Origin of the sequence: Nocardia sp. NPDC060259 (assembly GCF_042728775.1) — a bacterium.
GTDB lineage: Bacteria > Actinomycetota > Actinomycetes > Mycobacteriales > Mycobacteriaceae > Nocardia.
Genome location: NZ_JBHXAY010000005.1, coordinates 50,973 through 74,820, shown reverse-complemented (window position 1 = coordinate 74,820; position 23,848 = coordinate 50,973). Strand labels below are relative to the sequence as shown.

Annotated in this window: 24 protein-coding genes and 1 riboswitch; of the genes, 13 read left to right on the top strand and 11 right to left on the bottom strand. The window is 68.9% G+C overall.

The window, feature by feature from the left end; all coding sequences use genetic code 11:
- Positions 1–22 precede the first annotated feature (22 nt).
- Genes ACFWF2_RS03970 through ACFWF2_RS03960 form a run of 3 tightly spaced genes read right to left on the bottom strand, consistent with a single transcriptional unit; the run spans position 23 to position 2,363 of the window.
- Positions 23–865 carry a hypothetical protein gene (locus ACFWF2_RS03970; RefSeq protein WP_379304372.1) on the bottom strand — a complete coding sequence of 281 codons (843 nt, stop codon included), beginning with the start codon at positions 863–865 and terminating at the stop codon, positions 23–25.
- Entirely contained in the window at positions 859–1,590 is a 732-nt protein-coding gene (locus ACFWF2_RS03965; protein WP_379304370.1) for an HAD family hydrolase, read from the bottom strand. Before ACFWF2_RS03965 ends, ACFWF2_RS03970 begins: the two co-directional genes overlap by 7 nt.
- On the bottom strand, positions 1,587–2,363 hold the full coding sequence (locus tag ACFWF2_RS03960; RefSeq protein ID WP_379304368.1) for an AfsA-related hotdog domain-containing protein: 777 nt from the start codon (positions 2,361–2,363) through the stop codon (positions 1,587–1,589). The genes ACFWF2_RS03965 and ACFWF2_RS03960 overlap by 4 nt, the downstream gene beginning before the upstream one ends.
- A 14-nt stretch (positions 2,364–2,377) precedes the next feature.
- A riboswitch (SAM riboswitch) is annotated at positions 2,378–2,495 on the bottom strand.
- Between the two features lie 144 nt (positions 2,496–2,639).
- Between ACFWF2_RS03960 and ACFWF2_RS03955 the strand changes: the two genes are divergently transcribed.
- Complete coding sequence (locus ACFWF2_RS03955) at positions 2,640–3,095, top strand: SRPBCC family protein (protein ID WP_379304366.1); 456 nt, start codon at positions 2,640–2,642, stop codon at positions 3,093–3,095.
- A 57-nt stretch (positions 3,096–3,152) separates the two neighbouring features.
- Here ACFWF2_RS03955 and ACFWF2_RS03950 read toward each other — a convergent pair whose 3' ends face one another.
- Positions 3,153–3,602: a MarR family winged helix-turn-helix transcriptional regulator gene (locus ACFWF2_RS03950; protein ID WP_379304364.1), complete on the bottom strand. Its 450-nt coding sequence runs from the start codon at positions 3,600–3,602 to the stop codon at positions 3,153–3,155.
- A gap of 114 nt (positions 3,603–3,716) precedes the next feature.
- On the opposite strand from ACFWF2_RS03950, the gene ACFWF2_RS03945 reads away from it, so the two are divergent.
- A complete protein-coding gene (locus tag ACFWF2_RS03945) occupies positions 3,717–4,676 on the top strand; it encodes an SMP-30/gluconolactonase/LRE family protein (RefSeq protein WP_379304362.1) in 960 nt (319 codons plus the stop codon).
- Between the two features lies 1 nt (position 4,677).
- Here the strand turns inward: ACFWF2_RS03945 and ACFWF2_RS03940 are convergent, their stop codons facing one another.
- The gene (locus ACFWF2_RS03940; RefSeq protein ID WP_379304360.1) at positions 4,678–5,457 is read right to left on the bottom strand and encodes an alpha/beta fold hydrolase; all 780 of its coding nucleotides are present in this window, start codon (positions 5,455–5,457) and stop codon (positions 4,678–4,680) included.
- A 50-nt stretch (positions 5,458–5,507) separates the two neighbouring features.
- Between ACFWF2_RS03940 and ACFWF2_RS03935 the strand changes: the two genes are divergently transcribed.
- Entirely contained in the window at positions 5,508–6,089 is a 582-nt protein-coding gene (locus tag ACFWF2_RS03935; protein ID WP_379304358.1) for a TetR/AcrR family transcriptional regulator, read from the top strand.
- A 108-nt stretch (positions 6,090–6,197) separates the two neighbouring features.
- Positions 6,198–6,998, top strand: a complete 801-nt coding sequence (locus ACFWF2_RS03930) for a DUF6585 family protein (protein ID WP_379304356.1) — start codon at positions 6,198–6,200, stop codon at positions 6,996–6,998.
- Positions 6,999–7,154: 156 nt separating this feature from the next.
- Here the strand turns inward: ACFWF2_RS03930 and groL are convergent, their stop codons facing one another.
- Together groL and ACFWF2_RS03920 are read right to left on the bottom strand one after the other, a co-directional pair.
- Positions 7,155–8,780, bottom strand: coding sequence for a chaperonin GroEL (gene groL / locus ACFWF2_RS03925; protein WP_379304354.1), 1,626 nt, complete (start codon positions 8,778–8,780; stop codon positions 7,155–7,157).
- Between the two features lie 241 nt (positions 8,781–9,021).
- A complete protein-coding gene (locus ACFWF2_RS03920) occupies positions 9,022–9,753 on the bottom strand; it encodes a Clp protease N-terminal domain-containing protein (protein WP_379304352.1) in 732 nt (243 codons plus the stop codon).
- 114 nt (positions 9,754–9,867) lie between these two features.
- On the opposite strand from ACFWF2_RS03920, the gene ACFWF2_RS03915 reads away from it, so the two are divergent.
- Complete coding sequence (locus ACFWF2_RS03915; protein WP_379304350.1) at positions 9,868–11,064, top strand: hypothetical protein; 1,197 nt, start codon at positions 9,868–9,870, stop codon at positions 11,062–11,064.
- A 93-nt stretch (positions 11,065–11,157) separates the two neighbouring features.
- Here the strand turns inward: ACFWF2_RS03915 and ACFWF2_RS03910 are convergent, their stop codons facing one another.
- From ACFWF2_RS03910 to ACFWF2_RS03900, 3 genes are all read right to left on the bottom strand, one after another.
- On the bottom strand, positions 11,158–12,027 hold the full coding sequence (locus ACFWF2_RS03910) for a CDP-alcohol phosphatidyltransferase family protein (RefSeq protein WP_379304348.1): 870 nt from the start codon (positions 12,025–12,027) through the stop codon (positions 11,158–11,160).
- Entirely contained in the window at positions 12,024–12,737 is a 714-nt protein-coding gene (locus tag ACFWF2_RS03905; protein ID WP_379304346.1) for a phosphatidylserine decarboxylase, read from the bottom strand. The genes ACFWF2_RS03910 and ACFWF2_RS03905 overlap by 4 nt, the downstream gene beginning before the upstream one ends.
- A 75-nt stretch (positions 12,738–12,812) precedes the next feature.
- Entirely contained in the window at positions 12,813–13,085 is a 273-nt protein-coding gene (locus ACFWF2_RS03900; RefSeq protein ID WP_379304344.1) for a GlsB/YeaQ/YmgE family stress response membrane protein, read from the bottom strand.
- A gap of 236 nt (positions 13,086–13,321) precedes the next feature.
- On the opposite strand from ACFWF2_RS03900, the gene ACFWF2_RS03895 reads away from it, so the two are divergent.
- The 5 genes from ACFWF2_RS03895 to ACFWF2_RS03875 all read left to right on the top strand — a co-directional run bounded on the left by ACFWF2_RS03895 (position 13,322) and on the right by ACFWF2_RS03875 (position 18,247).
- Positions 13,322–14,350 (top strand): beta-ketoacyl-ACP synthase III, encoded by a 1,029-nt coding sequence (locus tag ACFWF2_RS03895; protein ID WP_379304342.1) that lies wholly within the window; start codon positions 13,322–13,324, stop codon positions 14,348–14,350.
- A gap of 189 nt (positions 14,351–14,539) precedes the next feature.
- The gene (locus ACFWF2_RS03890) at positions 14,540–14,719 is read left to right on the top strand and encodes a hypothetical protein (protein ID WP_379304340.1); all 180 of its coding nucleotides are present in this window, start codon (positions 14,540–14,542) and stop codon (positions 14,717–14,719) included.
- A gap of 38 nt (positions 14,720–14,757) precedes the next feature.
- Positions 14,758–16,425 (top strand): FAD-dependent oxidoreductase, encoded by a 1,668-nt coding sequence (locus ACFWF2_RS03885; protein WP_379304338.1) that lies wholly within the window; start codon positions 14,758–14,760, stop codon positions 16,423–16,425.
- An 8-nt stretch (positions 16,426–16,433) separates the two neighbouring features.
- A complete protein-coding gene (locus ACFWF2_RS03880) occupies positions 16,434–17,894 on the top strand; it encodes an ATP-binding protein (protein WP_379304336.1) in 1,461 nt (486 codons plus the stop codon).
- Positions 17,894–18,247, top strand: coding sequence for a UBP-type zinc finger domain-containing protein (locus ACFWF2_RS03875; protein ID WP_379304334.1), 354 nt, complete (start codon positions 17,894–17,896; stop codon positions 18,245–18,247). Before ACFWF2_RS03880 ends, ACFWF2_RS03875 begins: the two co-directional genes overlap by 1 nt.
- Before the next feature lie 69 nt (positions 18,248–18,316).
- Here the strand turns inward: ACFWF2_RS03875 and ACFWF2_RS03870 are convergent, their stop codons facing one another.
- Positions 18,317–18,691: a hypothetical protein gene (locus ACFWF2_RS03870; protein ID WP_379304332.1), complete on the bottom strand. Its 375-nt coding sequence runs from the start codon at positions 18,689–18,691 to the stop codon at positions 18,317–18,319.
- A gap of 173 nt (positions 18,692–18,864) precedes the next feature.
- On the opposite strand from ACFWF2_RS03870, the gene ACFWF2_RS03865 reads away from it, so the two are divergent.
- The 3 genes from ACFWF2_RS03865 (at position 18,865) to ACFWF2_RS03855 (ending at position 23,778) form a co-directional block, all read left to right on the top strand.
- Positions 18,865–21,069 (top strand): AAA family ATPase, encoded by a 2,205-nt coding sequence (locus tag ACFWF2_RS03865; RefSeq protein WP_379304330.1) that lies wholly within the window; start codon positions 18,865–18,867, stop codon positions 21,067–21,069.
- 64 nt (positions 21,070–21,133) lie between these two features.
- Positions 21,134–22,399, top strand: a complete 1,266-nt coding sequence (locus ACFWF2_RS03860; RefSeq protein WP_379304328.1) for a hypothetical protein — start codon at positions 21,134–21,136, stop codon at positions 22,397–22,399.
- Between the two features lie 101 nt (positions 22,400–22,500).
- Positions 22,501–23,778 carry a hypothetical protein gene (locus tag ACFWF2_RS03855; RefSeq protein WP_379304326.1) on the top strand — a complete coding sequence of 426 codons (1,278 nt, stop codon included), beginning with the start codon at positions 22,501–22,503 and terminating at the stop codon, positions 23,776–23,778.
- Positions 23,779–23,848: the final 70 nt, after the last annotated feature.

The window sequence follows — 23,848 nt, the reverse complement described above, 5'->3', positions numbered from 1 at the left end:
GCGCCGGGGCCGACGCGTTCGGTCAGGGGCGGGTGTGGAACTCCTCGAAGGTCGGGGTGGGGAGTTTGAGCTGGGCGTGGATGTCGCCGCCGAGGCCGAAGTGGCCGATCGCGCCGCCGTAGTTCTGCTGATAGCTCTGCCAGAGGACGACCACGCTGATGATGCGGTTCGCGCCGGGGGTAGTCGGGTCGGGGAACGGGTTGGGGAGGGTGGCCCGGTAGGTGGCGGTGCCATCGGCGGCCGTGATGAAGACATTGGGGACACCGAGTGGGCCGGGGCGGGTGGGTGCGGCCGGATTCAGGTCGCCCGAGCGCAGGGACATGATCGTGTAGAGCGAATCGGGGATCAATCCACTGAGCTCGAAACGGAATTCGCCGTGCCGTTCGTCGTCGCTGACGGAGACCTCTACCGTGCCACGTGCTTCCAGCCAGCGGCCGAGCGTGACCGGCTCGGTGAGTTTGCGACCGTCCTCGGGGCGCAGATCAGGGATCGGCACCTCGTGGAAGGGATAGCTGGGTCGCACCACCTCCCCTGCGTTCGGGAACTGGTCCGGAGCGAAGACCATCGGGTAGTTGTGCGCGGGCAGTGGCAACGGGAGCGTGTGCAGGACCACGTTCGCGTCGTCCGCTGAAAGCTGCTCGGGCAGTTCACGAATCACCCGGTACGGCAGGTTCTCGCCGAACGCGGGCAGTGGGGTGTCGGCCGCGACGACGGCACGTCCCCATCGACGCGTCACCGTGCCGTCTGGGCCCGCTTCGTTGAGGAAACCGACGACGAGGAAATTGCCATCGGCGTCCACGATTTCACTGGGCGGATACAGCGGGCCCTGCGTGGTCGGCGTCAGGTCGTAGAGTCGTTTCACCATGCGGACACCACCTTTCGATCGTCGGCGATTTCGGTGCCGTTCGCGTCGCCGACCCGGTCACCGAGCCTGCGCCAGGCTGCGGTCGCGGCGGCAAGCAGGTGCGGGTCGTCGCCGCGGTGGAAGGGGTGCGCGACGATCCACAGGAACGGCAGGTCCGTGCTGTGATCGCCGTAACCCCAGGTGTCGTCGGGGCTGATGCCGTGTTCGCGGAGGTAGGCCACCACCGCTTCGCCTTTGGCCTCGCCGATCATCGGGCGGTGCACCTCGCCGGTCAGCACGCCATGTTCGTCGAGCACCGGTTCGGTGGCGATGATGTGATCGGCGCCCACCGCGTCCGCCACCGGGGCGATCGCCGGCGCGAACGACCCGGATAGCAGCACCGTGCGCACACCCGAATCATGATGTGCGCGCAGAGCTTCCAGGGTGTCGAGATAGAACGGCGCACCGTCGGCGGCGAAGGCGCCGAACCAGCGCTTCCCCGATTCCGCGAGCGCGGCGTACTCGACTCCGCGATAGACCCGGTAGTAGTGGCGGTTGATCTCCTCGCGCGGGGTTCCCGCCGCCGCGCGCTCCTTGATCTCGTCGGTGATGCGCGCGTACTCGCCGCCGTCGTCACCGTTCTCGGCGAGCCAGTGCCGCAGGAACGCGAACATGCTCTTGACGGTGATCAGTGTTTCGTCGACATCGAAGAACGCCGCGCCGGCGCCTGCTCGCCGCTCGCTCATGCCGACTCCGCCAGGTGCGCGGTGACAGCCTTGGCCGCCTTGGCCCGCTCGATCTGCGCGATGCGCTCGTTGGGCAGCGCGGTGAACTCGACGCGCGAGTCGGCCACGGTCTTGCCGAATTGGCGCACCTCGGTCTCGATGACGAACTGCAGCTTGCCAGGGTCGTCCACCGAGACCGGTGTGAGCCGGGCGTGCAGGGTCGCGGGCAGCGGGAACAGGAACGAGGTGAACCGCAGGTCCACGTTGTTCCACACGATGTAGAAGTGCTCCTGCGGCCTGCGCACGCCGTACTCGAGTTCGAACGCGGCCAGGAACAGCTGGCGCACCGCCTCGATCACCACGATGCCCTGCACGTGCTCGCCGGTCTGATGGTCGAGCAGCAGTTCGTTGTCGCTGTCGAGGCGCAGATCGGCGCGGAAGAGGTTCTCGGCTTCCCTGGTCAGCCCGGCCAGCAGCACATTGGAGTGCTGGTACTTGTGCACGTGATGGCGGCGGGCGGGCTCGGCGATCTCCCCGACCACCCGCAACCCGGCCCCCGCGGTCTGCGCGACATGGTCGAGGTAGTCGAGATCGTGCCGGGTGATGCCCTGCCCCAAGTGCACCGTCAACTCCCGATCGGCCAGGCGGCCGCTGCGCAACAGGGCGACGAGGCCCGACACGGTGTGCACCCGGTCGTCCGCGGAGATACCGAGAAACCGGTCGGCCACCACGACGAACGTGGTCGCCACCGTTTCCGGGGCACGGGTGGTGGAGTCGAGTTGGACAACAGACATGGATGAACCCTTCAGAAGGACGCTTATGGCGGGTGGGAACTCCCCCGCCATCCGGTCGTCACCCGGAGCACCCCGCCGCCGATGGAGGGTTGCCGCCCAGCAAGCCGGGGCTCGAAGCTGGAACTCGTGACCGTCGAACGAAAATTATTCGGCCGCAAACCTTTTGAACAGTGTTGCGACCACGCTGCGAAAAATCCGACCACAGGCGGAAGATCCCCTGGTCGACGATGCCTATGCTGTGCGTGACAGTCCGTCACACCCATCCCGGAGGCACCGTTGCCGAACAATCTCGAAGCCAGCATCGACATCGCCGCAGCGCCGGAGAAGGTGTGGTCGATCCTGGCCGACCTGCGCCGCATGCCCGAGCTCAGCCCGACCACGCTGAAGATGATCGCCGTCGGTGGGGTCCGCGACGGCGCCTACACCGTCAATCTGAACAAGGTCGGCTGGAAGGTGTACCCGACCACCTCGCGCATCGTGAGCTACGAGCCCAACAAGTCCATCGCGTTCCGGATGAACGAGAACCGCACGGTGTGGCGCTACGAGCTCGAACCGACCGCTACCGGCACCCGCGTTGTCGAGACCCGCACCGTCGACCCCGTCAAGGGCGTGCCCGCGTGGCTGCGCGGGACGATCAAGGTCGCCCTCGGCGGCGAGGAGAAGTTCGAGGCCGACCTGGTCGCGGGCATGCACGAAACCCTCAGCAAGGTCAAGGCTGTCGCGGAGCGCTGACCCGCACACACCTCGAGAGCCCGCCGGATCTTCCGGCGGGCTCTCGTCGTTTCGGGGTCACGGCAGGTCTTGCCTGATCTCCTCCAGAGCCTCCGCCGTGCGCGTGAGCAGAGCCGTCACCGTCGCGAGCTCCTCGGCGGTGAACCGGGCCGCGAGGTCACGCTCCACCGCGACCGCGTTCACGTCCCCCGCGGCGGTCACCTCCCGGCCTGCCTCGGTCAGCCGGGTCTCCAGCACGTTCTTGTGCCACTCGTGCGGCGTGCGCTCGACCAGGCCACGGTCCTGGAGGTTGGTCAGGACGGTGTTCATGGTCGGCGGCGTCACCCCCGCCAGTCTGGCCAGCGCCGCGGCGGAGATGCCGGGGTTCTCCGCGAGGTGCAGCAGGGCGCTGTACTGCGGGACCGTCAGCCCGGCCGGCTTCAGCGCGGCGGTCTTCGCCGCGATCAGGGCCTGCTCGGCGCGCTTGATATACGTGCCGAGCCTCTCGGCGGCGGGCATGGACGTCATGCGTGCATGGTATCCGCCCGTCATCACGTAATGCCCTTGACGATCATTAGAACTCTAATCTACATTTCTGCCCATCGTTTGATGTCTGGCATTACATCACTGAGAGGCTTCATCATGATCAGGTCCAGCGCCACCATCGCCATGGCCGTCGCCTGTCTGTCCGCGACGGCGTGCGGAACCGACGCCACGCCCACGTTTCGCACCGCCTTCGAGCTGCCCGGCAACGCTGTGTACCCCGAGGGCATCGCGCTTGACGCCCGCTCCGGTGACAGCTACGTCGGCTCGTTCGCCGACGGCACGGTCTATCGGGCGGCCGCGGGAGCCGAGCGCGCGGAAGTGTTCCTGCCCGCCGGCGCGGACGGCCGTAAGACCACCAACGGCGTGCGGGTCGACCGGGACGGCAGGCTGTGGGTGATCGATTCGGGTGTGGGAGTCGCGGTGTACGACATCGGCTCCCGCGCGCTGCTGGCCCGGTTCGAGGTGGCGGGCGCCGCTCCGCGTTTCGTCAACGATCTCGACTTCGGGGCCGACGGGAGCGCCTATCTGACCGACAGTGTCCGCAATGTCGTCTATCGGGTCACCCCGGACCAAGTGGCCACGGGCCGTGGCGAATTGGGGGTCGCTTACGACCTGGGTCCGGTGCTCGGACCGCGCGACGCGAAGACCTTCGAACTGAACGGCATCGTCGCCGATCCGGCAGGGACGTATCTGCTCGTCGTCGCGATGTCGGCGGGCGAGCTGTACCGGATCGACCTGACCGGCGCCGAGCCGATCCGCAAGGTCGCGCTGACCGGCGGCGACGTGCGCCACGGCGACGGCATGGAACTGCGCGACAACACCCTGTGGGTGGTCCACAACACCGAGAACACCATCAGCCGCTGGACCGTCAGCGACCGCGGCGACGCGGCGACGCGTGATCGCGAATTCCATGATCCCGCACTGAATATCCCCACGACGATGGTGCACTCGGGCGATCGGGCGCTGATCGTGTCGTCACAGTTCGACAAGGGCGGGCCGATGGGCGATGCGGGCGCGCCGGGAACGTTCGTGGTGTCGGCCGTCGACGGGTTCTGAGTCAGGCCTCGCCGACGAATTCCCTGAGGACGGCGACGAATTCGTCCGGCTGCTCGACCTGCGGCGAGTGGCCTGCGTGCTCGACGAGGTGGGTGCGCGCGCCCGCCGCGGCGTATCTGTCCAGGGTGGCCGCGCTGTCGTAGAGGAGGTCGTGTCTGCCGTGGACGGCCAGGACCGGCAGGTCGAGTGCGGCCACCCGCTCGTCGAGCGGGCGCGCGGCGAAGTCGTCGGCCCGTGCACCGACGGCGTAGGCGAGGCCGGCGGGGACGGCGGCGCGGAAATCGCGGACCATCGCGTCGGCAAGGCCGGGCGCGGAGTCGTAGCGGAAGCGAGGCGCGAACACGGTCCGGTTGGCCAGGCGGATCACCAGGCTTGGTGTCCAGCGCTGCGCCAGCCGCACCGTCCACGGGCGGACCACCCATTTGGCGGCGGTCGGGATGCTGGCGGCGTGGTAGTCCGGCGCCTGGCCGATCACCACCACGCGGGCCACCCGCGGCGACACCGCAGCCAGCTCGAGGGCGATCTCGGCGCCGAACGAATGTCCGACCACCGTGACCTGCGACAGGTCGAGCTCGCCGAGCAGTGCGAGGATCGGGGCGGTCCGGGCCGCGGCCGTGAAATCACCGGATTCCGCGCCTTGATCGCGGACATCCACCCTGATCACCCGGTAGTCGCCGGCCAGCCGTTCGGCGACCGCCGCGAACCAGTCGACCGAGCCGGGGATGCCGTGCACGAACACGATCACCGGGCCGGTGCGCGAGCCTTCGTCCAGAAACAGCACCTGTCCAGACTATCGAGTACGCACCAACGACCATACGGTAGCGTATGGGGATGCCGCAGGAGGAGAACGTGAGGTCGGCCGCGCGCAGGTTGACCGCCGACGACTGGGCGCAGGCCGCGTTGGACGCCCTCGGCGAAGGCGGGCTGGCCGCGGTGGCGGTCGAACCGCTGGCCAAACGACTCGGTGCGACCAAGGGCAGCTTCTACTGGCATTTCAAGGATCGCGCCGCACTGGTCGAGGCCGTGCTCGCGCGGTGGGAGCAGCGCGGCACGCAGGACGTCATCGACGAGCTCGATCAATTGCCAGGGCCCGCACAACGATTGCGGCAACTCTTCACCCACGTCATCGAGTACGCCGCGCACGGCAGGGAGGATCTCGCGCTGCTCGCCTCGGTGGATCAGCCCGCCGTCGCCGCCGCGATGAGCCGGGTCGCCGAACGCCGGATCGACTATGTCGCCGCGCAATTGCGGCTGCTCGGGGTGCCCGATCCGCAGGCCTACACCCGCGCGAGCGTGGCCGTCAGCATCTATCACGGGTTCAATCAGCTGGCCAGGATCGCGCCGCAGACCCTGCCCGCCACCGACGAACTGGTGGACGCGGTGGTCTCCCGGCTGCTCGATCCGCAACGCTGAACAGTCGCATGTCCAGCTGGGTTTACCGCATTGTCGGCCCACCAGTGGCGGTAATCGGCCTCGTCGAATACGCTTCGCCGCGGATGAAAACGCCTCATGGAGGGACGATTGATCACTCCGAACAGGCCGGAGGACGTAGCCGAAGTCCGGCACAGGGCGCCGTTGACCCAGCTGATACACCTGATGGCGGAGTATCAGCAGCTCGGCGCGCACCGTGATACCTACCTCGCGACCCCCGCCGACGACACATTCGTCCGTGGCTGCGGCATCGTGGCGGGCACCACAGCCACCATAGGCGTCATCTGCGCCGCCGTCGGCGCCTGGCAGGGTGGCGTCGCGCTACTCGTGATCGCCGCGCTCCCTGTTCTCTTGGCATTCCGTCGCGGAATCCTCAACCGGCAGAACCGCGCCGCGCGCATCGACCTTTTCGACCACGGCGTCACCGTCTACCGTTCGGGCCAGCGCGTCGCCGGATTCCGCTGGGACAGTACCGAAGTGCGCCAGCAGATGATCCCCTTCCACGACACCACGGCGGTGTCCTATTACCTCGCGCTCACCGGCCCCGGCGGTGTCGAAGCCAGCATCGACGAAGAAGGCTTCGCCCGCGCCCGCGACTGGGCCCGCGCCATCCAATCCGCGGTCACCGCAACGCAACTCCCCGCCGCCGTCGACGCCATCGACAACGGCGACACCGTGTCCTTCGGCGACATCGGCCTCTCCCTCGACGCCCTCCACTTCCAGGGCGAATCCTTCCCCTGGGAGAACATCCAGCTCATCGACGCCCGCAGCGGCCACATCCGCCTCAAGCTCACCGGCACCTGGCGCTCCCTGGCCCCGGTCGGCACCATCCCCAATTTCTACATCTTCAACGAACTGGCGGAGAGGTTGCGGCTGACGCCGGTGGGGTGAGACAGCTTCCGCGACACCGGGTTACGCCGGCGACAGCGAACGGTCTACTCGCCGGATGGCGGCGCGAGTTCCTTCTTCGCCGGACAGACCGAAGGCCGGTCCACTCGGGAGTGGACCGGCCTTCGTGACTTCGCGAGAACTAGTGATCCGGGGGGATCAGAAGTCCATGCCGCCCATGCCGCCGGTGGGGTCGCCCGCGGGGGCGGCCTTCTCCGGCTTGTCGGCGACGACGGCCTCGGTGGTGAGGAACAGGGCCGCGATGGAGGCCGCGTTCTGCAGGGCCGAACGGGTGACCTTGACCGGGTCGGCAACGCCGGCGGCCAGCAGGTTCTCGTAGACGCCGGAGTCGGCGTTCAGGCCTTCGCCCTCGGGGAGGTTGGAGACCTTCTCGGCGACGACGCCGGGCTCGAGGCCGGCGTTGAAGGCGATCTGCTTCAGCGGGGCCGACAGCGCGACGCGCACGATGTTGACACCGGTGGCCTCGTCGGCCGACAGGCCGCTGAAGCCGTCCAGCGCGGGGGCGGCCTGGAGCAGGGCCACGCCACCACCGGCGACGATGCCCTCTTCGACGGCAGCCTTGGCGTTGCGCACGGCATCTTCGATGCGGTGCTTGCGCTCCTTGAGCTCGACCTCGGTGGCGGCACCGGCCTTGATCACCGCGACACCGCCGGCCAGCTTGGCCAGACGCTCCTGCAGCTTCTCACGGTCGTAGTCCGAGTCCGAGTTCTCGATCTCGGTGCGGATCTGCGCAACGCGGCCCTTGATGGCCTCCGCGTCGCCAGCGCCCTCGACGATGGTGGTCTCGTCCTTGGTGACGACGACCTTGCGGGCCTGGCCGAGCAGCTCCAGACCGGCGGTCTCCAGGGAGAGGCCGACCTCTTCGCTGATGACCTCGCCACCGGTGAGGATGGCGATGTCGGCGAGCTGCGCCTTGCGGCGGTCACCGAAGCCGGGCGCCTTGACGGCGACGGACTTGAAGGTGCCACGGATCTTGTTCACGACCAGGGTCGACAGGGCCTCGCCCTCGACGTCCTCGGCGATGATCAGCAGCGGCTTGCCGGCCTGGATGACCTTCTCCAGCAGCGGCAGCAGGTCCTTGACGGTCGAGATCTTGGCCGACACCAGCAGGATGTACGGGTCCTCGAGGACCGCTTCCTGACGCTCGGGGTCGGTCACGAAGTAACCGGAGATGTAGCCCTTGTCGAAGCGCATGCCCTCGGTGAGCTCCAGCTGGAGACCGAAGGTGTTGCTCTCCTCGACGGTGATGACGCCTTCCTTGCCGACCTTGTCCATGGCCTCGGCGATGAGCTCACCGATGGACGAGTCGCCTGCCGAGATACCGGCGGTGGCAGCGATCTGCTCCTTGGTCTCGACCTCCTTGGCGGTGTCGAGCAGCTTGGCGGTGACGGCCTCGACGGCCTTCTCGATGCCGCGCTTCAGGCCCAGCGGGTTGGCGCCGGCCGCGACGTTGCGCAGGCCCTCACGCACGAGCGCCTGGGCGAGCACGGTGGCGGTGGTGGTGCCGTCGCCCGCGACGTCGTCCGTCTTCTTGGCGACTTCCTTGACCAGCTCGGCGCCGATCTTCTCGTACGGGTCCTCGAGGTCGATCTCCTTGGCGATGGACACACCATCGTTGGTGATCGTGGGGGCGCCCCACTTCTTCTCGAGCACGACGTTGCGACCCTTCGGGCCCAGCGTCACCTTGACAGCGTCGGCGAGGGCGTTCAGACCCCGCTCGAGACCGCGACGGGCCTCTTCGTCGTACGCAATTGTCTTGGCCATTGCGTTGAGATCCTCCACATGTCTATGGCTGACACACGAGACGACCACAGGTTGGATCGCCCCAAAGTACGCTGGCCAGGTGCGGTGCCCGCGACGGACGACCGAGGGTGTCGATGGAACCCGGCCTCACCGTCCCGACCTGGCACTCAACAGACGCGAGTGCCAAAGCATTTTTAGCACTCGGGTGGTGAGAGTGCAAGGTCGCGCCCGGCGCGGAGGAACACACCGGGCGCGCCCCGCGTCAGGACTCGTCCTGTGACGCCGCCAGGAACTGATTCAGCAGCTCGACGAGTTCGGCTTCTACAACAGCCTTGTCCAGGCCGAGGTCGCTGAGCACGCCAGTGCCGTTCTCCTGTTCGAGCAGCGCGAGCAGGATGTGTTCGGTGCCGATGTAGTTGTGACCGAGGCGCAGCGCCTCGCGAAAGGTGAGTTCGAGGACCTTCTTCGTCTCACCGTCGAACGGGATGAGCGCGGGGATCTCCCCGCCCGCCGGCGGCAGCGACGCGGTGGCCGCCGCCTGGACCGACTCCGGGGTGACGCCACGGGCGATGATCTCCTTGGCGGCCAATCCCTCGGACTGGCGGATCAGGCCGAGGATCAGATGCCCGATCACGATCTGACCGTTGCCGGCCTCGCGGGCAGCCTCCTGGGAGCCGACGACCACCTGCCGGGCGCGTTCGGTGAACTTGGCGAACCCGGCCTGCGGGTCCATGGCCGCGGCGTCGCCGGGCTGCTTGGGGACGAAGCGCTTCTGCGCGGCCTGCTTGCTGACACCCATGCTCGCGCCGATATCGGTCCAGGAGGCGCCGGAGCGGCGGGCCTGGTCGACGAAGTGGCCGATCAGGTGATCGGCGGTCTCGCCGAGGTTGCCTGCGACCACCACGGCGTCGGTGAGCTGGTCGAGGACGTTGTCGGGGCGGGCCTTCTTGATGCCGTCGATCAGATCGTCGAGGCGGAAATTCGGTGTGCTCATGCGTCAACTCTAGGTTGACGATTCCTGATCGTCAATCGTTAGTTGACGACCAATCGGTGGCAGAGTGTCGGCATGGGGAGATTTCGGCGCTCGGCCCGGTGGGGATTGCGCATCGTGGGGATTGTCGTGACGCTGGCCTGCGTGGTCGGCATGGGCAGGTTCCTGTGGCCGCAGCCGGGAATCGATGACCAGCCCGAGTCGACCGAGCGGCAGCTGGCGTTCGTCCGGGACGCGCTCGACGATGGGGCGGATGTCGCTGCGCAGGCGCAGTTTCCGGAGGGGCACTTCTTTCTGAACGCGCTCTACGGCCTCTCGTGGGTGCAGGCGGCGCACACCGATCCGGGTCTTCGCGAGGACGCGCTGCGCGAATCCCGGTGGGCGCTGGATCGATTGGAGTCCGAGGAGGGTCGGGCCGTGTTCAGTCCGACGTTGCAGCCTGCGTATGGGGTGTTCTGGGCCGGGTGGACCAACTGGTTGCGTGGGGCGATCCTGTCGCTCGATGCGTCTGATTCCGCTGAGGTGCAGCGGTTTTCCGCGCACAGTGCGGAGATCGCGCAGGCTTTCGCCGCATCGGAGACGCCGTTCTTGCAGGCCTATCACGGACAAGCCTGGCCGGTCGATTCCACTGTGGCCGTGGCCTCGCTGCAATTGCACGACCAATTGTTCGACGACAAGTTCGGGGCGGTGACGGCACGGTGGCTCGGGGCGGTGCAGAGCCGGCTCGATCCCGCCACCGGGCTGATGCCGCACGAGGTGTCGCCGGACGGGTCACAGCTCGACGGTGCGCGGGCGACCTCGCAATCGGTGATCCACCGGTTCCTGCCGGAGATCGATCCGGCCTTCGCGCGCAGTCAGTACGCCCTGTATCGCGAGCAGTACCTGTCCTATCCAGGCGGTTTCGGGCCTGCTCTGCGCGAATACCCCAAGGGTGTCGACGGTGTCGGCGACGTGGATTCGGGGCCGCTGGTAGCCGGAATCAGCTTGTCCGCCACCGTGGTCGGGCTCGGGGCTGCCCGGGTGAACGGCGACAGCGAGCTGGCCGCCGCGATCGGCGCCGAAGGTGAGCTGCTCGGTCTGCCGGTCAGTCTGCCCGGGTCCAAGCGGTATGCGTTCGGGGTGTCGCCGATCGGGGACGCGTTTGTGGTGTGGTCGTCGACGGCTCGGCTGCTTACCGGGGAACCGCCGACCGGCGAGGACGGCCTGCGCTGGTGGTGGCGGGTGCCGTGGTCGATCGTGCTCGTGCTGATCGCCGTTGCCCCCTGGACAGGCAGACTCGTCGCGGCGTTACGGCGAAACCGATCTACACCCTGACCCGCCCGTTCGGCGCGACGCTGTCGGCCGGATATCCCGCTTCCCGGATACCGGGCCGACAGTCGAATCCCGCGGCCCGTCGGCCGCCGAAACTCAGTCCCGCGGACGACGCAGCCGCAGCCGGGCGGACCCACGGATCGCCGGGCGGCGGATCTGCGGGATCCGGCTCTGGGCGCGCCGCTGGGCCCGGCGTTCGGCCGGTTTGTGCTGCCAGGTCTCCGGCCGCGCCGCCACCCAGCGCGCCGAGCGCCAGGCGAACGGGATGTGCGCCAGGTAGAGGGCGACCAGGATGAGCAGCAGGACGATCGGGTAGGTCACCAGCAGGGCGGCGGCCAGGGCCGTCAGCACCAGCAGGCCCGCGGCCGCCTGGGGAGCGACCGACACCGACTTCATCGCCAGGGTCGGGATGGTGCTCACGCACAGCAGCGCGGCGAAGATCGTCCAGGCGGCGACGAAGGCGAAGCTGTCCCACCAGCCGTCGCCGAACTGCACCTTCAGCGCGATCGGGACCAGCGCGATCAACGCGCCCGCCGGGGCGGGCACGCCGACGAAGTACTCCCGCGCCCAGTTCGGGCGGGAATCGTCGTCGAGCAGGGTGTTGAAGCGAGCCAGGCGCAGCACCAGGCTCACCGCGTACAGCAGGGCGACGATCCAGCCCGCGCTGTAGCCGTCGAGCAGGGTGACGTAGAGGACGAGCGCGGGCGCGACGCCGAAGGAGATCGCGTCCGAGAGCGAGTCCAGTTCGGCGCCCATCTTGCTCGTGGCGTCGAGCATCCTGGCCAGGCGGCCGTCGAGGGTGTCGAGCACGGCGGCGGCGCCGACCATGGCCAGCGCCACGTCCAGCTCGCCGTCGAGCCCGAACTTCACCGCGGACAGGCCCGCACACAGCGCGAGGATGGTGACGACACTCGGCAGCAACCGCACCGAGCGCCGGTGCTTTCGGCGTGCGGCCTGTTCGATCATCCCAGCACAGCCAGGACGGTTTCGGCCCCGATCGTGCGCTGGCCGGGGGCGACCAGCAGTTCGGTGCCGACCGGGAAATAGGTGTCGACACGGGAGCCGAACCGGATCAAGCCGTAGGTGTCGCCGATGGTGAGCACATCGCCGACGCGCGCGTCACAGACGATGCGGCGCGCCAGCAGACCGGCGATCTGCACGACGACGACCTGCTTGCCGCCGTCGGTGTCGATGAGCATGCTGTTGCGCTCGTTGGCGTCGCTGGCCTCGGGCAGATCGGCCGAGAGGAACTTGCCCGGCTGATGCAGCACCTCGCGCACGGTCCCGGACACGGGAACGCGCTGCACGTGCACATCGAGAACGGACAGGAAGATGCTGACGCGCGGCAGCGGCTGATCGCCGAGTCCGAGCTCGGCGGGCGGCACCGCGGTATCGACGAGCGCGACCTCACCGTCGGCGGGCGCGACGACGATGCCCGGCCGGTTCGGCGGCACCCGGTGCGGGTGCCGGAAGAAGGCGGCACAGGCGGCAGCGGCGGACAGACCTGCCCGGCGCACCCATTTGTTCCGTCCGCCGACGACCGCGACCGCCAGCGGCACCGCGACAAACGGGAGGCCGGCGGGGTGCAGTGGAGGTACAGCGGCCCGCACCAGGTCGACCATGTGGCCGACGGCGGTGGTGTCGGGCGTGCCGGGCGGGGTGGGGCGGCGTGCCACGGGCTCCCTCTTTCGTGATGTGACGACAACGCAAGCGTTCACACCTTACGGGAACCCCACCGCTTCCACCCGTGGTCAGTGTGCCGCTCTACGTCCTGTGAACAGCTTCACCAGGAACAGCAGGACGCAGGCGCCCGCCAGACAGGTGAAGAAACTGAAGATCCAGCCAGCGCCCTCGACGTCGACGCCGAAGAGGCTGAGCACGAAACCGCCGAGCAGGCCACCGACGATTCCGACGACGATATTGAGCAGGATCCCCTGCTGCGCGTCGGTCTTCATGAACTTGCTCGCAATCCAACCGGCGAGGCCGCCGATGATGATCCAGCTGATAATCCCGAGTCCGAGCATGGTGTCCTCGTTCCCTCGATGGGTCGGCGAGCAATCGCCTTGCCTCCAAGGTACCTGTAACGGTTGTGACATATGACACGACTTCGCGGACCGAAGCCGTTAATATGAGGACGCCTCATGTCTGCACGTTCACATGTTGTCCATGCGCGGGTCATGGGCGATGAGCGACGGATTTCGATGCTTCGGGTACACCCAGCGGTGCAACCGCAGGTTGACAGGTACAGAGGAGACGCATAATGGCTGCTCGAATCGCCCAGACGACTGGAGCTGAGCACACCGCGATTCTCGGTTTGGGCGTCTATCGCCCCGTCCGGGTGGTCACAAACGACGAGGTCGCGGGCCCGATCGACTCGAGTGACGAGTGGATCCGCACCAGATCGGGAATCAGAACCAGGCGTTTCGCCTCCGCCGAGGAAACCATCCAGAGCATGAGTGTCGCCGCCGCGAAGGACGCGTTGGCTTCATCCTGTGTGGCCGCCGATCAGGTCGACTGCGTCATGGTCGCGACCTCGACCCATCTCCTACTCACCCCCGCCATCGGGCCGCAGATCGCCACCGATCTCGGCATGACCGGCGCGGCCGCGTTCGACATCTCCGCCGGCTGCGCCGGCTTCTGTCACGCCCTGGCGATGGCCTCGGATCTCGTGCGCGCTGGCACGGCGAAGAACGTGCTGGTGATCGGGGTCGAGAAGCTGACCAACACCGTCGATTTCACCGACCGCGCGACGGCGTTCCTGTTCGCCGACGGCGCGGGTGCCGTCATCGTCGGCCCGGCCGAGGAGCAGGGCATCGGCCCGACCGTCTGGGGCTCGGACGGCACCCAGCATCACGCCATCCGCCAGAACAAGGACTGGATGGAGTTCTTCGCCGAGATCGAGGAGAAGGGCACCGACGCGGTGCGTCCCTACCTCGCGATGGAGGGCACCGCGGTGTTCCGCTGGGCGGCGCACTCACTGGAGAAGGTCTGCCGCGACGCGATCGACCGCGCGGGCCTGACCACCGACCAGCTCGACGCGATGATCCCGCACCAGGCCAACGGCCGGATCATCGAGATCATGGCCAGGGTGCTCAAGCTGCCCGAGGACTGCGCGCTGGCCAACGACATCGAGGAATCCGGCAACACCTCGGCAGCATCGATCCCGCTGGCCATGGAGGCCCTACTACGCAAGGGCGAGTCGAAGCCGGGCGATACGGCCCTGCTGATCGCCTTCGGCGCCGGACTGTCCTACGCCGCACAGGTTGTCACGCTGCCTGTCTGGCAATAACCGACCAGCAACTACGCCCACCGCCGCGGTGGTCTGCCTTCCCGCAGGCCACCGAGCGGTGGGCTCGCCATGTCCACCCTGTCCCACTTGCACCAACCCGGACATGCTGGCAAACTTTTCGCTACCACCGCTGCTGATCGACGATGCTCAGCTCCCAGCGTTCCCGTCGTCAACCCGAGGTGATCGGCCGTGAAACTGCGCTCATTCCTGCCACGCAGGCACACCAACGACGTCCCCCTGCTGCCGACCATCGAGCCGGACGACAGCTTCGCGCTGCGCGCCGCGTTCACCCGACGCAAACGCGACGAACGCCTCGAACGCCTGCTCACCCCCAGCGAACTCGAGCTGGTGCTGCATCACCAGCTCTGACCACCGCGGTACCGCGGGCGAGGAGGATACTTCTACGGGTGAGCACTCCAGCGGTAACCAAACCGGCCATTCTGAGCGTTGACGACGACCCCGGTGTCTCCCGGGCGGTGGTGCGCGATCTGCGCCGCCGCTACGGCGCGGACTACCGGATTCTGCGGGCCGAATCGGGACCGCAGGCGCTCGAGGCGCTGCGGGAGATGAAACTGCGCGGCCAGCCGGTCGCGGTGCTGATCGCCGACTACCGGATGCCCGGCATGGACGGCATCGAATTCCTGGAGCAGGCGATGGACCTGCATCCCTATGCCCGCCGGGTCCTGCTGACCGCCTACGCCGACACCAATGCCGCGATCGACGCGATCAATGTCATCGATCTCGACCACTATCTGCTCAAGCCGTGGGACCCGCCGGAGGAGAAGCTCTACCCGGTCCTCGACGGACTGCTCGATGCCTGGCGCAGCGCCGAACAGCGGCCGGTGCACGAGACGAAAGTCGTCGGCGATCGGTGGTCACCACGGTCCTCGCAGGTGCGAGAGTTCTTGGCGCGCAATCAGTTGCCGTACCGCTGGTACCCCCTTGACGAGCCGGAGGGCGCCCGGCTGCTCGAGGCGGCGGGCGCCGATCCGCTGACCTGTCCGGTGGTGATCACCGCGGGCGGCACCGCGCTGATCCAGCCCAGTGACAGCGAGCTCGCCGAAAACGTCGGGCTCACCGTCGAACCCAGCGGCGATTTCTACGACCTGATCGTCGTCGGCGGCGGACCGGCCGGGCTCGGCGCCGCCGTGTACGGCGCGTCGGAGGGTCTGCGCACGGTGCTGGTCGAGCGCACCGCCACCGGTGGGCAGGCCGGGCAGAGTTCGCGGATCGAGAACTACCTCGGCTTCCCCGACGGCTTGTCCGGTGCGCAGCTGGCCGACCGGGCGCGCAGGCAGGCGGCCAAGTTCGGCGCGGAGGTCATCACCACCCGCGATGTCGTCGGGCTCGAGGTCAACGGATCGGCGCGCACGGTGCGCTTCGCCGACGGCGGCAAGCTGTGCGCGCACACGGTACTCATCGCGACCGGCGTCGACTACCGGCGGCACCCGGCGCCCGGTGTGGACGAATTCACCGGGCGCGGTGTGTATTACGGCTCGGCGATGACCGAAGCCGCCGAATGCGCCGAACAGGACGTCTACATCGTCGGCGGTGCCAACTCGGCCGGGCAGGCGGCGGTGTTCCTGTCCCGCAACGCCCGTCGCGTGCACATCGTGGTCCGTGGCGACGCGCTGGAGAAGTCGATGTCGCACTATCTGATCCAGCAGATCGCGCAGATCCCGAACATCGTGGTGCACACCGAGACCGAGGTGGTCGGCGTCGACGGTGACGATCACCTCGAGCGGATCATCCTGCGCGACAACCGGACCGGCACCGAGGACAAGGTCGACGCGCAGCGGTTGTTCCTGTTCATCGGCGCCGCGCCGCAGACCGGCTGGCTCGACGGCGTCGTCACCAGGGACGAGGCGGGCTACGTGCTCGCGGGCCCCGACCTGATGATCGACGGCGCCCGCCCGCCGGGCTGGGAACTGCCACGGCCACCGCACCACCTCGAGACCAGCGTGCCCGGCGTGTTCGTCGCAGGCGACGTGCACGCCGAATCCGCCAAGCGGGTGGCCTCCGCGGTCGGTGAGGGCGCGATGGCGGTCATGCTCGTGCATCGGTACCTGGCTTAGGAGCGGGAATGACCTTGATCTGCGATCCGAACGAACTGCGCACGCTGTTCCTGTTCGAGAAGCTCGACGACGACCAGCTGGCGCAGCTGTGCGCCGCAGGCCGGATCGAGTACATCGACCCGGGACCGGTGTACCGCGAGGGCGAGCCCGCCACCTGCTTCTACGTGCTGATCGACGGTGAGGTGCGGCTGACGAAGCTGTCCGGCGGCACCGAGATCGAGATCAACCGCACCGACCACCGCGGCGTATACGCGGGCGCGTGGATGGCCTACCTCGGCGACAAGGTGAGCCAGGACTACGCGGGCTCGATGTATGTCCTGCGGAGCTCCCGGTTCCTCGTGCTGGACGCCGCCGACTTCGCGCGCATGGTCACCGACTGGTTCCCGATGGCGGTGCACCTGCTCGAGGGCGCGTTCTTCGGCGGGCAGAAGACGGGTCAGCGGATCGCGGAACGGGAGCGGCTGCTGGCGCTGGGTTCGCTGTCGGCGGGGCTGACCCACGAGCTCAACAATCCGGCCGCCGCCGCCGTGCGCGCCACCGCCGGGCTGCGCGAACGCGTCGCGGGCATGCGGCACAAGCTCAAGATGATGGCCGAGGGCAAGTTCACGCCCGAGGCGTTCGTGAAGCTGGTCGAACTGCAGGAGCAGGCCGCCGAGCAGGTCGCCAAGGCGCCCGAGCTGGCCCCGCTGGAGGCGGCCGACCGCGAGGACGGCCTGGCCGACTGGTTCGACGAGCACGGCATCGCCGACGGCTGGAACCTCGCGCCGACCTTCGTGCAAGCCGGTCTCGACATCGACTGGCTCGAAGGCGTGCACGCGACCCTCGAGGCCTGCCAGGCGCAGGTGTTCGAGGGCGCGATCCGCTGGCTGAACTACACGATCGAGACCGAACTGCTGATGAACGAGATCGCCGACTCGACGACCCGCATCTCCACCCTGGTCGGCGCGGCCAAGCAGTACTCGCAGATGGACCGCGCGCCCTACCAGGTGGTCGACCTGCACGAGCTGCTCGACTCCACGCTGGTGATGCTCAACCGCAAACTCGGCGACGGCGTGCGGGTGGTCAAGGACTACGACCGGGCGCTGCCGCCGATCCCGTGCTTCGCGGCCGAACTCAACCAGGTGTGGACCAACCTCATCGACAACGCGGTCTACGCGATGGGCGGCACCGGCACGCTGACCGTGCGCACCTACAAGGAGAACGACTGCGCCGCCGTCGAGATCGGCGACACCGGGCCTGGCATCGCGCCCGAGGTCAGGAGCCGGATCTTCGAGCCGTTCTTCACCACCAAACCCGTCGGCGACGGCACCGGACTCGGCCTCGACATCTCGTTCCGGATCGTGGTCAACAAGCACAATGGCGATATCCGGGTCGAATCCGAACCGGGCAGCACCCGTTTCATCGTCCGCCTGCCGCTCGATCCGCAGGCGGACAACGACAGCACACCGTCGAACACAGGAGATCAGTGATGTCTGAAGAGTTCGAAGGAATCGACCCGAACGTGCCGCCCAGCGGGGCCGGTTGCGCGGAGTGCGACGCCGCGGGCGGCTGGTGGGTGCATCTGCGGCGCTGCGCGAAATGCGGGCACGTCGGCTGCTGTGACAGCTCGCCGAGTCAGCACGCGTCGAAGCATTTCGCCTCGACCGGGCACTCGTTCATGCAGAGCTACGAGCCCGGCGAGGACTGGTTCTACAACTTCACCACCAGCGAGATGTACAGCGGCGGGCCCGAACTCGCTGCGCCGACCAGTCACCCGATCGATCAGCCCGCGCCGGGACCGGCCGACCGGGTGCCCGCGAACTGGCAGTCACTGGTCCACTGAGCAGCGCTCAGGCGTATCTCCGCTTCGCTCCGGCCGTGCGCAGGTCTGGCGCCGGCTGCGCCCGCTGCGCTAGCTGAGCTTGATCCCGGCGGCCTCGGCGACGGTCTTGTCGGCGTTGCCCGGCGCGAGGCAAACCAGCTTCGCGGTACCGAGCGCCACATTCGGGCTGCCCTCGAAGGGGCCGCCGGGGTGGGCGGCCAGGATCTGCTCGATCGCCTGCTTCTCGCCGTCGCTGTCGAGCTCGTTGAACTGCGCGCAGGTGACGGCGGCACCCGCGGCGGGCGCGCCCGTCGCGGAGGCGGGCTTGGTGGTGGTGGCACTCGCGCTGGAGGTCGGCGTGCCCTTGCGCAGCCCGTTCGCGTCGGCGGCGTCGTCGGAACCGCATCCGGCCACCGTCAGGCACAGCGCCCCAGCAGCCAGGACGACGAGGGAGATTCGATTCATCTGCAGCTTTCCCCGGTGGGTCGTTGCGCCGGCACCTCCGGCGCGTCCGGTGGAGCCTACCGGCTGGTTGCGGTGGTTCGTCATGTCAGCCACTTTCGGCCCTCGACCTTGCGGTCTGCCAAACGATCCCTGATCGTCCGGGCGGAATCGCCGGAACGCGGCAGAATGGGGCAGTGGCTGAACTATCGCTCACCGCCCGGCTCAACCCCTCGGCAGCCGACGCAAGGCGCGGCGTGGTGCGTCTGCATCCCGAGACGCTCACCGCACTCGGCCTGCGCGAATGGGACGGCATCGCGCTGACCGGCGCGCGCCGGACCGCGGCGGTGGTCGCCAAGGCCCCTGCGGGCACCCCGCCGGGGGTGGCGCTGCTCGACGACGTGACGCTGTCGAATGTGGGGCTGCGGGAGAACGCGGCGGTCACCGTCGCGCCGGTGACGGTTTACGGCGCCAAGCAGATCTCGCTGAGCGGGTCGACGCATGCGACGGCCAGTATTCCGGCGGCCACCCTGCGGCAGGCGCTGCTCGGCAAGGTGGTGACGGTCGGCGACACGGTGTCGCTGCTGCCGCGCGATCTCGGGCCCGATATCAGCTCGGCGGCGGCCACGCAGGCGCTCTCGCGCGCGTTCGGCATCGCCTGGACCACCGAACTGCTCACCGTCACCGCGATCGAGCCGATGCCGGGACCGGTGAGCGTGCAACCCAATTCGGCCGTCGGCTGGGGTCGCGGCGCGGCCGCGATCATGCACGCGATGGAGCGCGACTCCGACGCCGACCAGAACGGGATACCGGCCGATATGGTGTCGGTGAGTTCGGGGAGCGCGCCGATCCAGGTCGAGGATCTGGCGGGGGTGCAGGGGCAGGCGGCCAAGCTGGCCGAGTGGCTGAGCCTGGCGCTCGACGAACCCGAACTGCTGAAGACACTCGGCGCACCCGCTCATCTCGGCGTGCTGGTCACCGGCCCGGCCGGGGTCGGCAAGGCGACGCTGGCCAGGGCGGTCGCGGCGCCGCGCCGCCTCGTCGAGCTCGACGGGCCCAGTGTCGGCGCGATGGAGAGCGGCACCCGGTTGCGCGAGGTCGCCGAGGCCGTCGGCGACGTCGCCGCAGGGCGGGGCGGGATCCTGCTCGTCACCGATATCGACGCGCTGCTGCCCGCCGACGCCGAACCGGTCGCCACCCTCATCCTCGACCAGCTGCGGGCCGCGATGCGCGCGCCGTGCGTCGCCCTGCTGGCCACGACCGCCCATCCCGCACAGGTGGATTCGCGGTTGCGCGCGCCGGATCTGTGCGATCGCGAACTGGCACTGCCGCTGCCGACCGCGGTGGTCCGGCGCGCGCTGCTGGAGCAGCTGTTGCGCAAGGTGCCTGCCGAGACACTCGACTACGACATGATCGCTTCGCGGACACCGGGTTTCGTGGTCGCCGATCTGGCGGCACTGTGCCGGGAAGCGGCGGTCAGGGCGGCGGGGCGGGCCAGCCGCGACCAGGCCGAGCCGGAGCTCACCCAGGACGATCTGGTCGGCGCGCTGGATGTCATCCGGCCGCTGTCGCGTTCGGGGACAGAGGAATTGGCGATCGGCTCGCTCAACCTCGACGACGTCGGCGACATGGTGGAGACCAAGCAGGCGCTCACCGAGGCGGTGCTGTGGCCGCTGCGCCACCCCGATTCGTTCGCCCGGCTCGGCATCGACCCGCCGCGTGGTGTGCTGCTCTACGGCCCGCCCGGCTGCGGCAAGACATTCCTGGTGCGCGCGCTGGCAGGCACCGGTCAGCTGAGCGTGCACGTGGTGAAGGGCGCGGAGCTGATGGACAAATGGGTCGGCTCCTCCGAGCGCGCTGTCCGCGAATTGTTCCAGCGCGCCCGCGATTCCGCGCCGTCGCTGATCTTCCTCGACGAAGTCGACGCGCTCGCCGCGCGCCGTGGCCAGAGCAGCGACTCCGGTGTCTCGGACCGGGTGGTCGCCGCGCTGCTCACCGAGCTCGACGGCGTCGAACCGCTGCGTGACGTGGTGGTCGTCGCCGCGACGAACCGGCCCGAGCTGATCGACCCGGCACTGCTGCGCCCCGGTCGGCTGGACCGGCTGGTGTTCGTGCCGCCGCCGGACGCGGCCGCCCGGTTCGACATCCTGCGCACCGCGGGCCGGTCGGTGCCGCTGGCCGACGATGTGGACCTGTCCGCCCTGGCCGCCGACCTCGACGGCTACTCCGCCGCCGACTGCGCCGCCCTGCTGCGCGAGGCCGCGCTGTCGGCCCTGCGCCGCGATATGGCGGCCGCCGACGTCACCGCCGACGACGTGGCCACCGCGCGCCGCACCGTCCGGCCGTCGCTGGATCCCGATCAGGTCGAGTCGCTGCGCCGGTACGCCGAGAGCCGGGCTTGACGACCACCCAGCGTCATCGACGACGTCGCAGCTAGAAGGGTGTTTCGGCGAGTATCGTCAAGCTGTGGCCACGTTCGGGGACGGTGTGGATGCGGTCTCGGCGTTCGCGGGCGCCGCGATCGCGGGAATCGCACTGTTCGTGCCGGTCACCTCCCGCTCCAGCTCGGTGATCGACACCCCCTATCAGATGGCCAGCTGGGCAAACAGCATTCCCCGCGCGACGACCCTCGGGCTGATCGTCGCCGTCGTCGTGGCCGTGCTGATCCGGCCGGGACTCGACTGGCTCGTCGCCGCCGGTGCCGCCGCGGCGCTGGGGCTCAACTATTTTGTCGGCCACACCATGGACTCGGCCGAGGTGCTCACCACCCAGAACTATGTGAACGCGCTGTTCGGCGGCGTGATCTTCGGCGCCCTGTGCCTCTGTTCGCTGCAGCTGCGCTGGGCCGCAGCCGGTTTCGCACTCGGCTCGGTGGCGGTGTTCGTGTACGGCGAAGTGATCGCGCTGGTCGCCGACAACATGTTGACCACGACGGACCAGGCCGTGCACAGTCCCTCGGGGCTGATCATCGCCGCTGTCGTGCTGCTCGCCGTGAACTCCGTCCGGCACCGGCACACCATCAAGCCGCCCGCCGGGCCGCCGCTCACCGCCGATCTGCCGATGGTCCCGATCGTGTCCGCGACGGTCCTCGCGCTGTCGGTGCTGCTGGCCACCGAATGGCTCCAGCGTGAGTTCGCCGAGCTCCATCGGGGCTTCTGGCCCATCGCGCTCGCGGTGGCGGTCACGGTCGTCGCCGCGTTCGTCGCGGCCACGCTGCTGCCCGGCCGCGACGGGACGGCTGTGCTGGTCGCCGTCAGCCTGGCCGCCGCGGGCGACTCGGTCATCGATGGCCCGAGCCTGGGCTGGCGGATCGTGCTCGTGCTCGGCGCGGCGGCGGTTGGCATCCTGGCAGGCATGCGCTGGGCCTCGCCGTGGGCCGTCCTGTGCGGCGCCGCCGCGATCTGCGTGTTCGTCACGTTCTCCGAACGCCTGCCGTGGACCTTCGTCTGGACGGTCGGCACGCTGGTTCTGGCCGTGGTCGCCGGGTATGCGTTCGGCTCGATCCGGGTCGGCTACGGGCCAAGCGCCGTGCTCGGACTCGGCGCGGTGTACCTGCCGTCGATCCTGTGGTCGATTCCCACCGGTCTGCGGAACTGGCCGACCGGCGCGGATCCGATGCCCGAAGCCACGGCAGGCCGGGCCGCGCTGGCCATCACGATCGGCGGCGCGGCCGCGCTGCTGCTGCTGTACCGGATCCGATCCGCCGAGCCGACGCCCGCGGTCACGCCATAGCCGTACCCGGCGGGACAGGGCGTGATCCCGGCTCCCGGGGCGCGCCGCCCGCTGATCGCGACATCCCAGGTGAGCGGGGTGCGCGCCGGTATCGTCGAACGGTGCCCAAGATCGGGGATGGTCTGGACGCGGTCACGGCCTTCGCCGGGTCCGCGGCGGCCGGAATGTCGCTGTTCCTGCCGTTCACCTTCGGGTCAGGCGCCGAGGACAATTCGCCCTACCACGTCACCAGCCTGATCAACAGCGTGCCGCGCGCGGCCGCGCTCGGGCTCATCGTGGCCGTCGTCGTCGCCGTGCTGGCCAGGCCGATCAACCGGCCCGGGCTGATCTGGCTCACCGCGACGGCCGGGGCGGCGGCGCTGGCGGTCAACTACTTCGTCGGGCGGACGATGGTCTCGGCCGACGTGCTCACCACCCAGAACTACATCGACTCGCTGTGCGGCGGCGTGTTGTTCGGCGCGCTGGGCATCTGCGCGTGGCGGATGCGCTGGCCCGCGACCGGTTTCGCGCTCGGCGTGGTGGTGGTGTTCATCTACGGCGAGGTCGTCGCCCTGTTCACCGCGAACTCCGCGGCGACGGTGGACAAGTCGGTGGGCATCCAGGCCTGGCTGACCGGCGCCGCGGTCGTGCTGCTCGCGGTGAACACCGTGCGCCATCGGCACGGCGTCATGCTGCCCGCGGTGCCGCGCATTGCCGCCGATCTGCCGATCAGCCCGATCGTGGCCGCCACCATCCTGTCGTTGTCGCTGCTGGTCGCCACCGAATGGCTCGGCCGTGAGTTCGACGGTCGCCGCGGGAACTTCTGGCAGATCGCCACCGCCGTGGCGATCACCATCGTGGCCGCGTTCGTCACGGCGACCCTGCTGCCCGGCCGCGACGGCGCCGGTGTCCTGATCGCGGTCAGCGTGGCCGCGGCGGCCGACGCGCTCGGTGACGGCAGCCGTCTCGGCTGGCATCTCGTGCTCGTCCTTGTGATCGGCACGGCCGCCGTCCTGGCCGGTCTGCGCTGGGGGACATCGTGGGGTGTCCTGCTCGGCGCCGCCGTGATCTGCGTGTTCGCCTCGGTGGCACAACGGATCCCGTGGTCGCACACCTGGACGGCCGGGACCGTCCTGCTGACCTGCGTCGCCGGTTTCGCGGTCGGCTCGATCCGGGTCAGCTACCTGCCGAGCGCCGTGCTCGGACTCGGCGCGCTGTACCTGCCGTCGATCCTGTGGTCCATTCCCACCGGGGAACGGCAGTGGCCGACCAGCACGACTGTCGCCGACGAGAGCACGCCGGCCAGGGTCGCGCTCGCCATCACCGTCGGCGCCGCGGCGAGCTTGGCCCTGCTGTACCGGATCCGTCCCGCCGCATCGGAAGAAGCGGCCGTGCCATAGCCGAGCCCCACCCGACATGGCCGACGCGACATCCGCGGTACCGGCACACATCCCGGCATCGCCCGTAGGA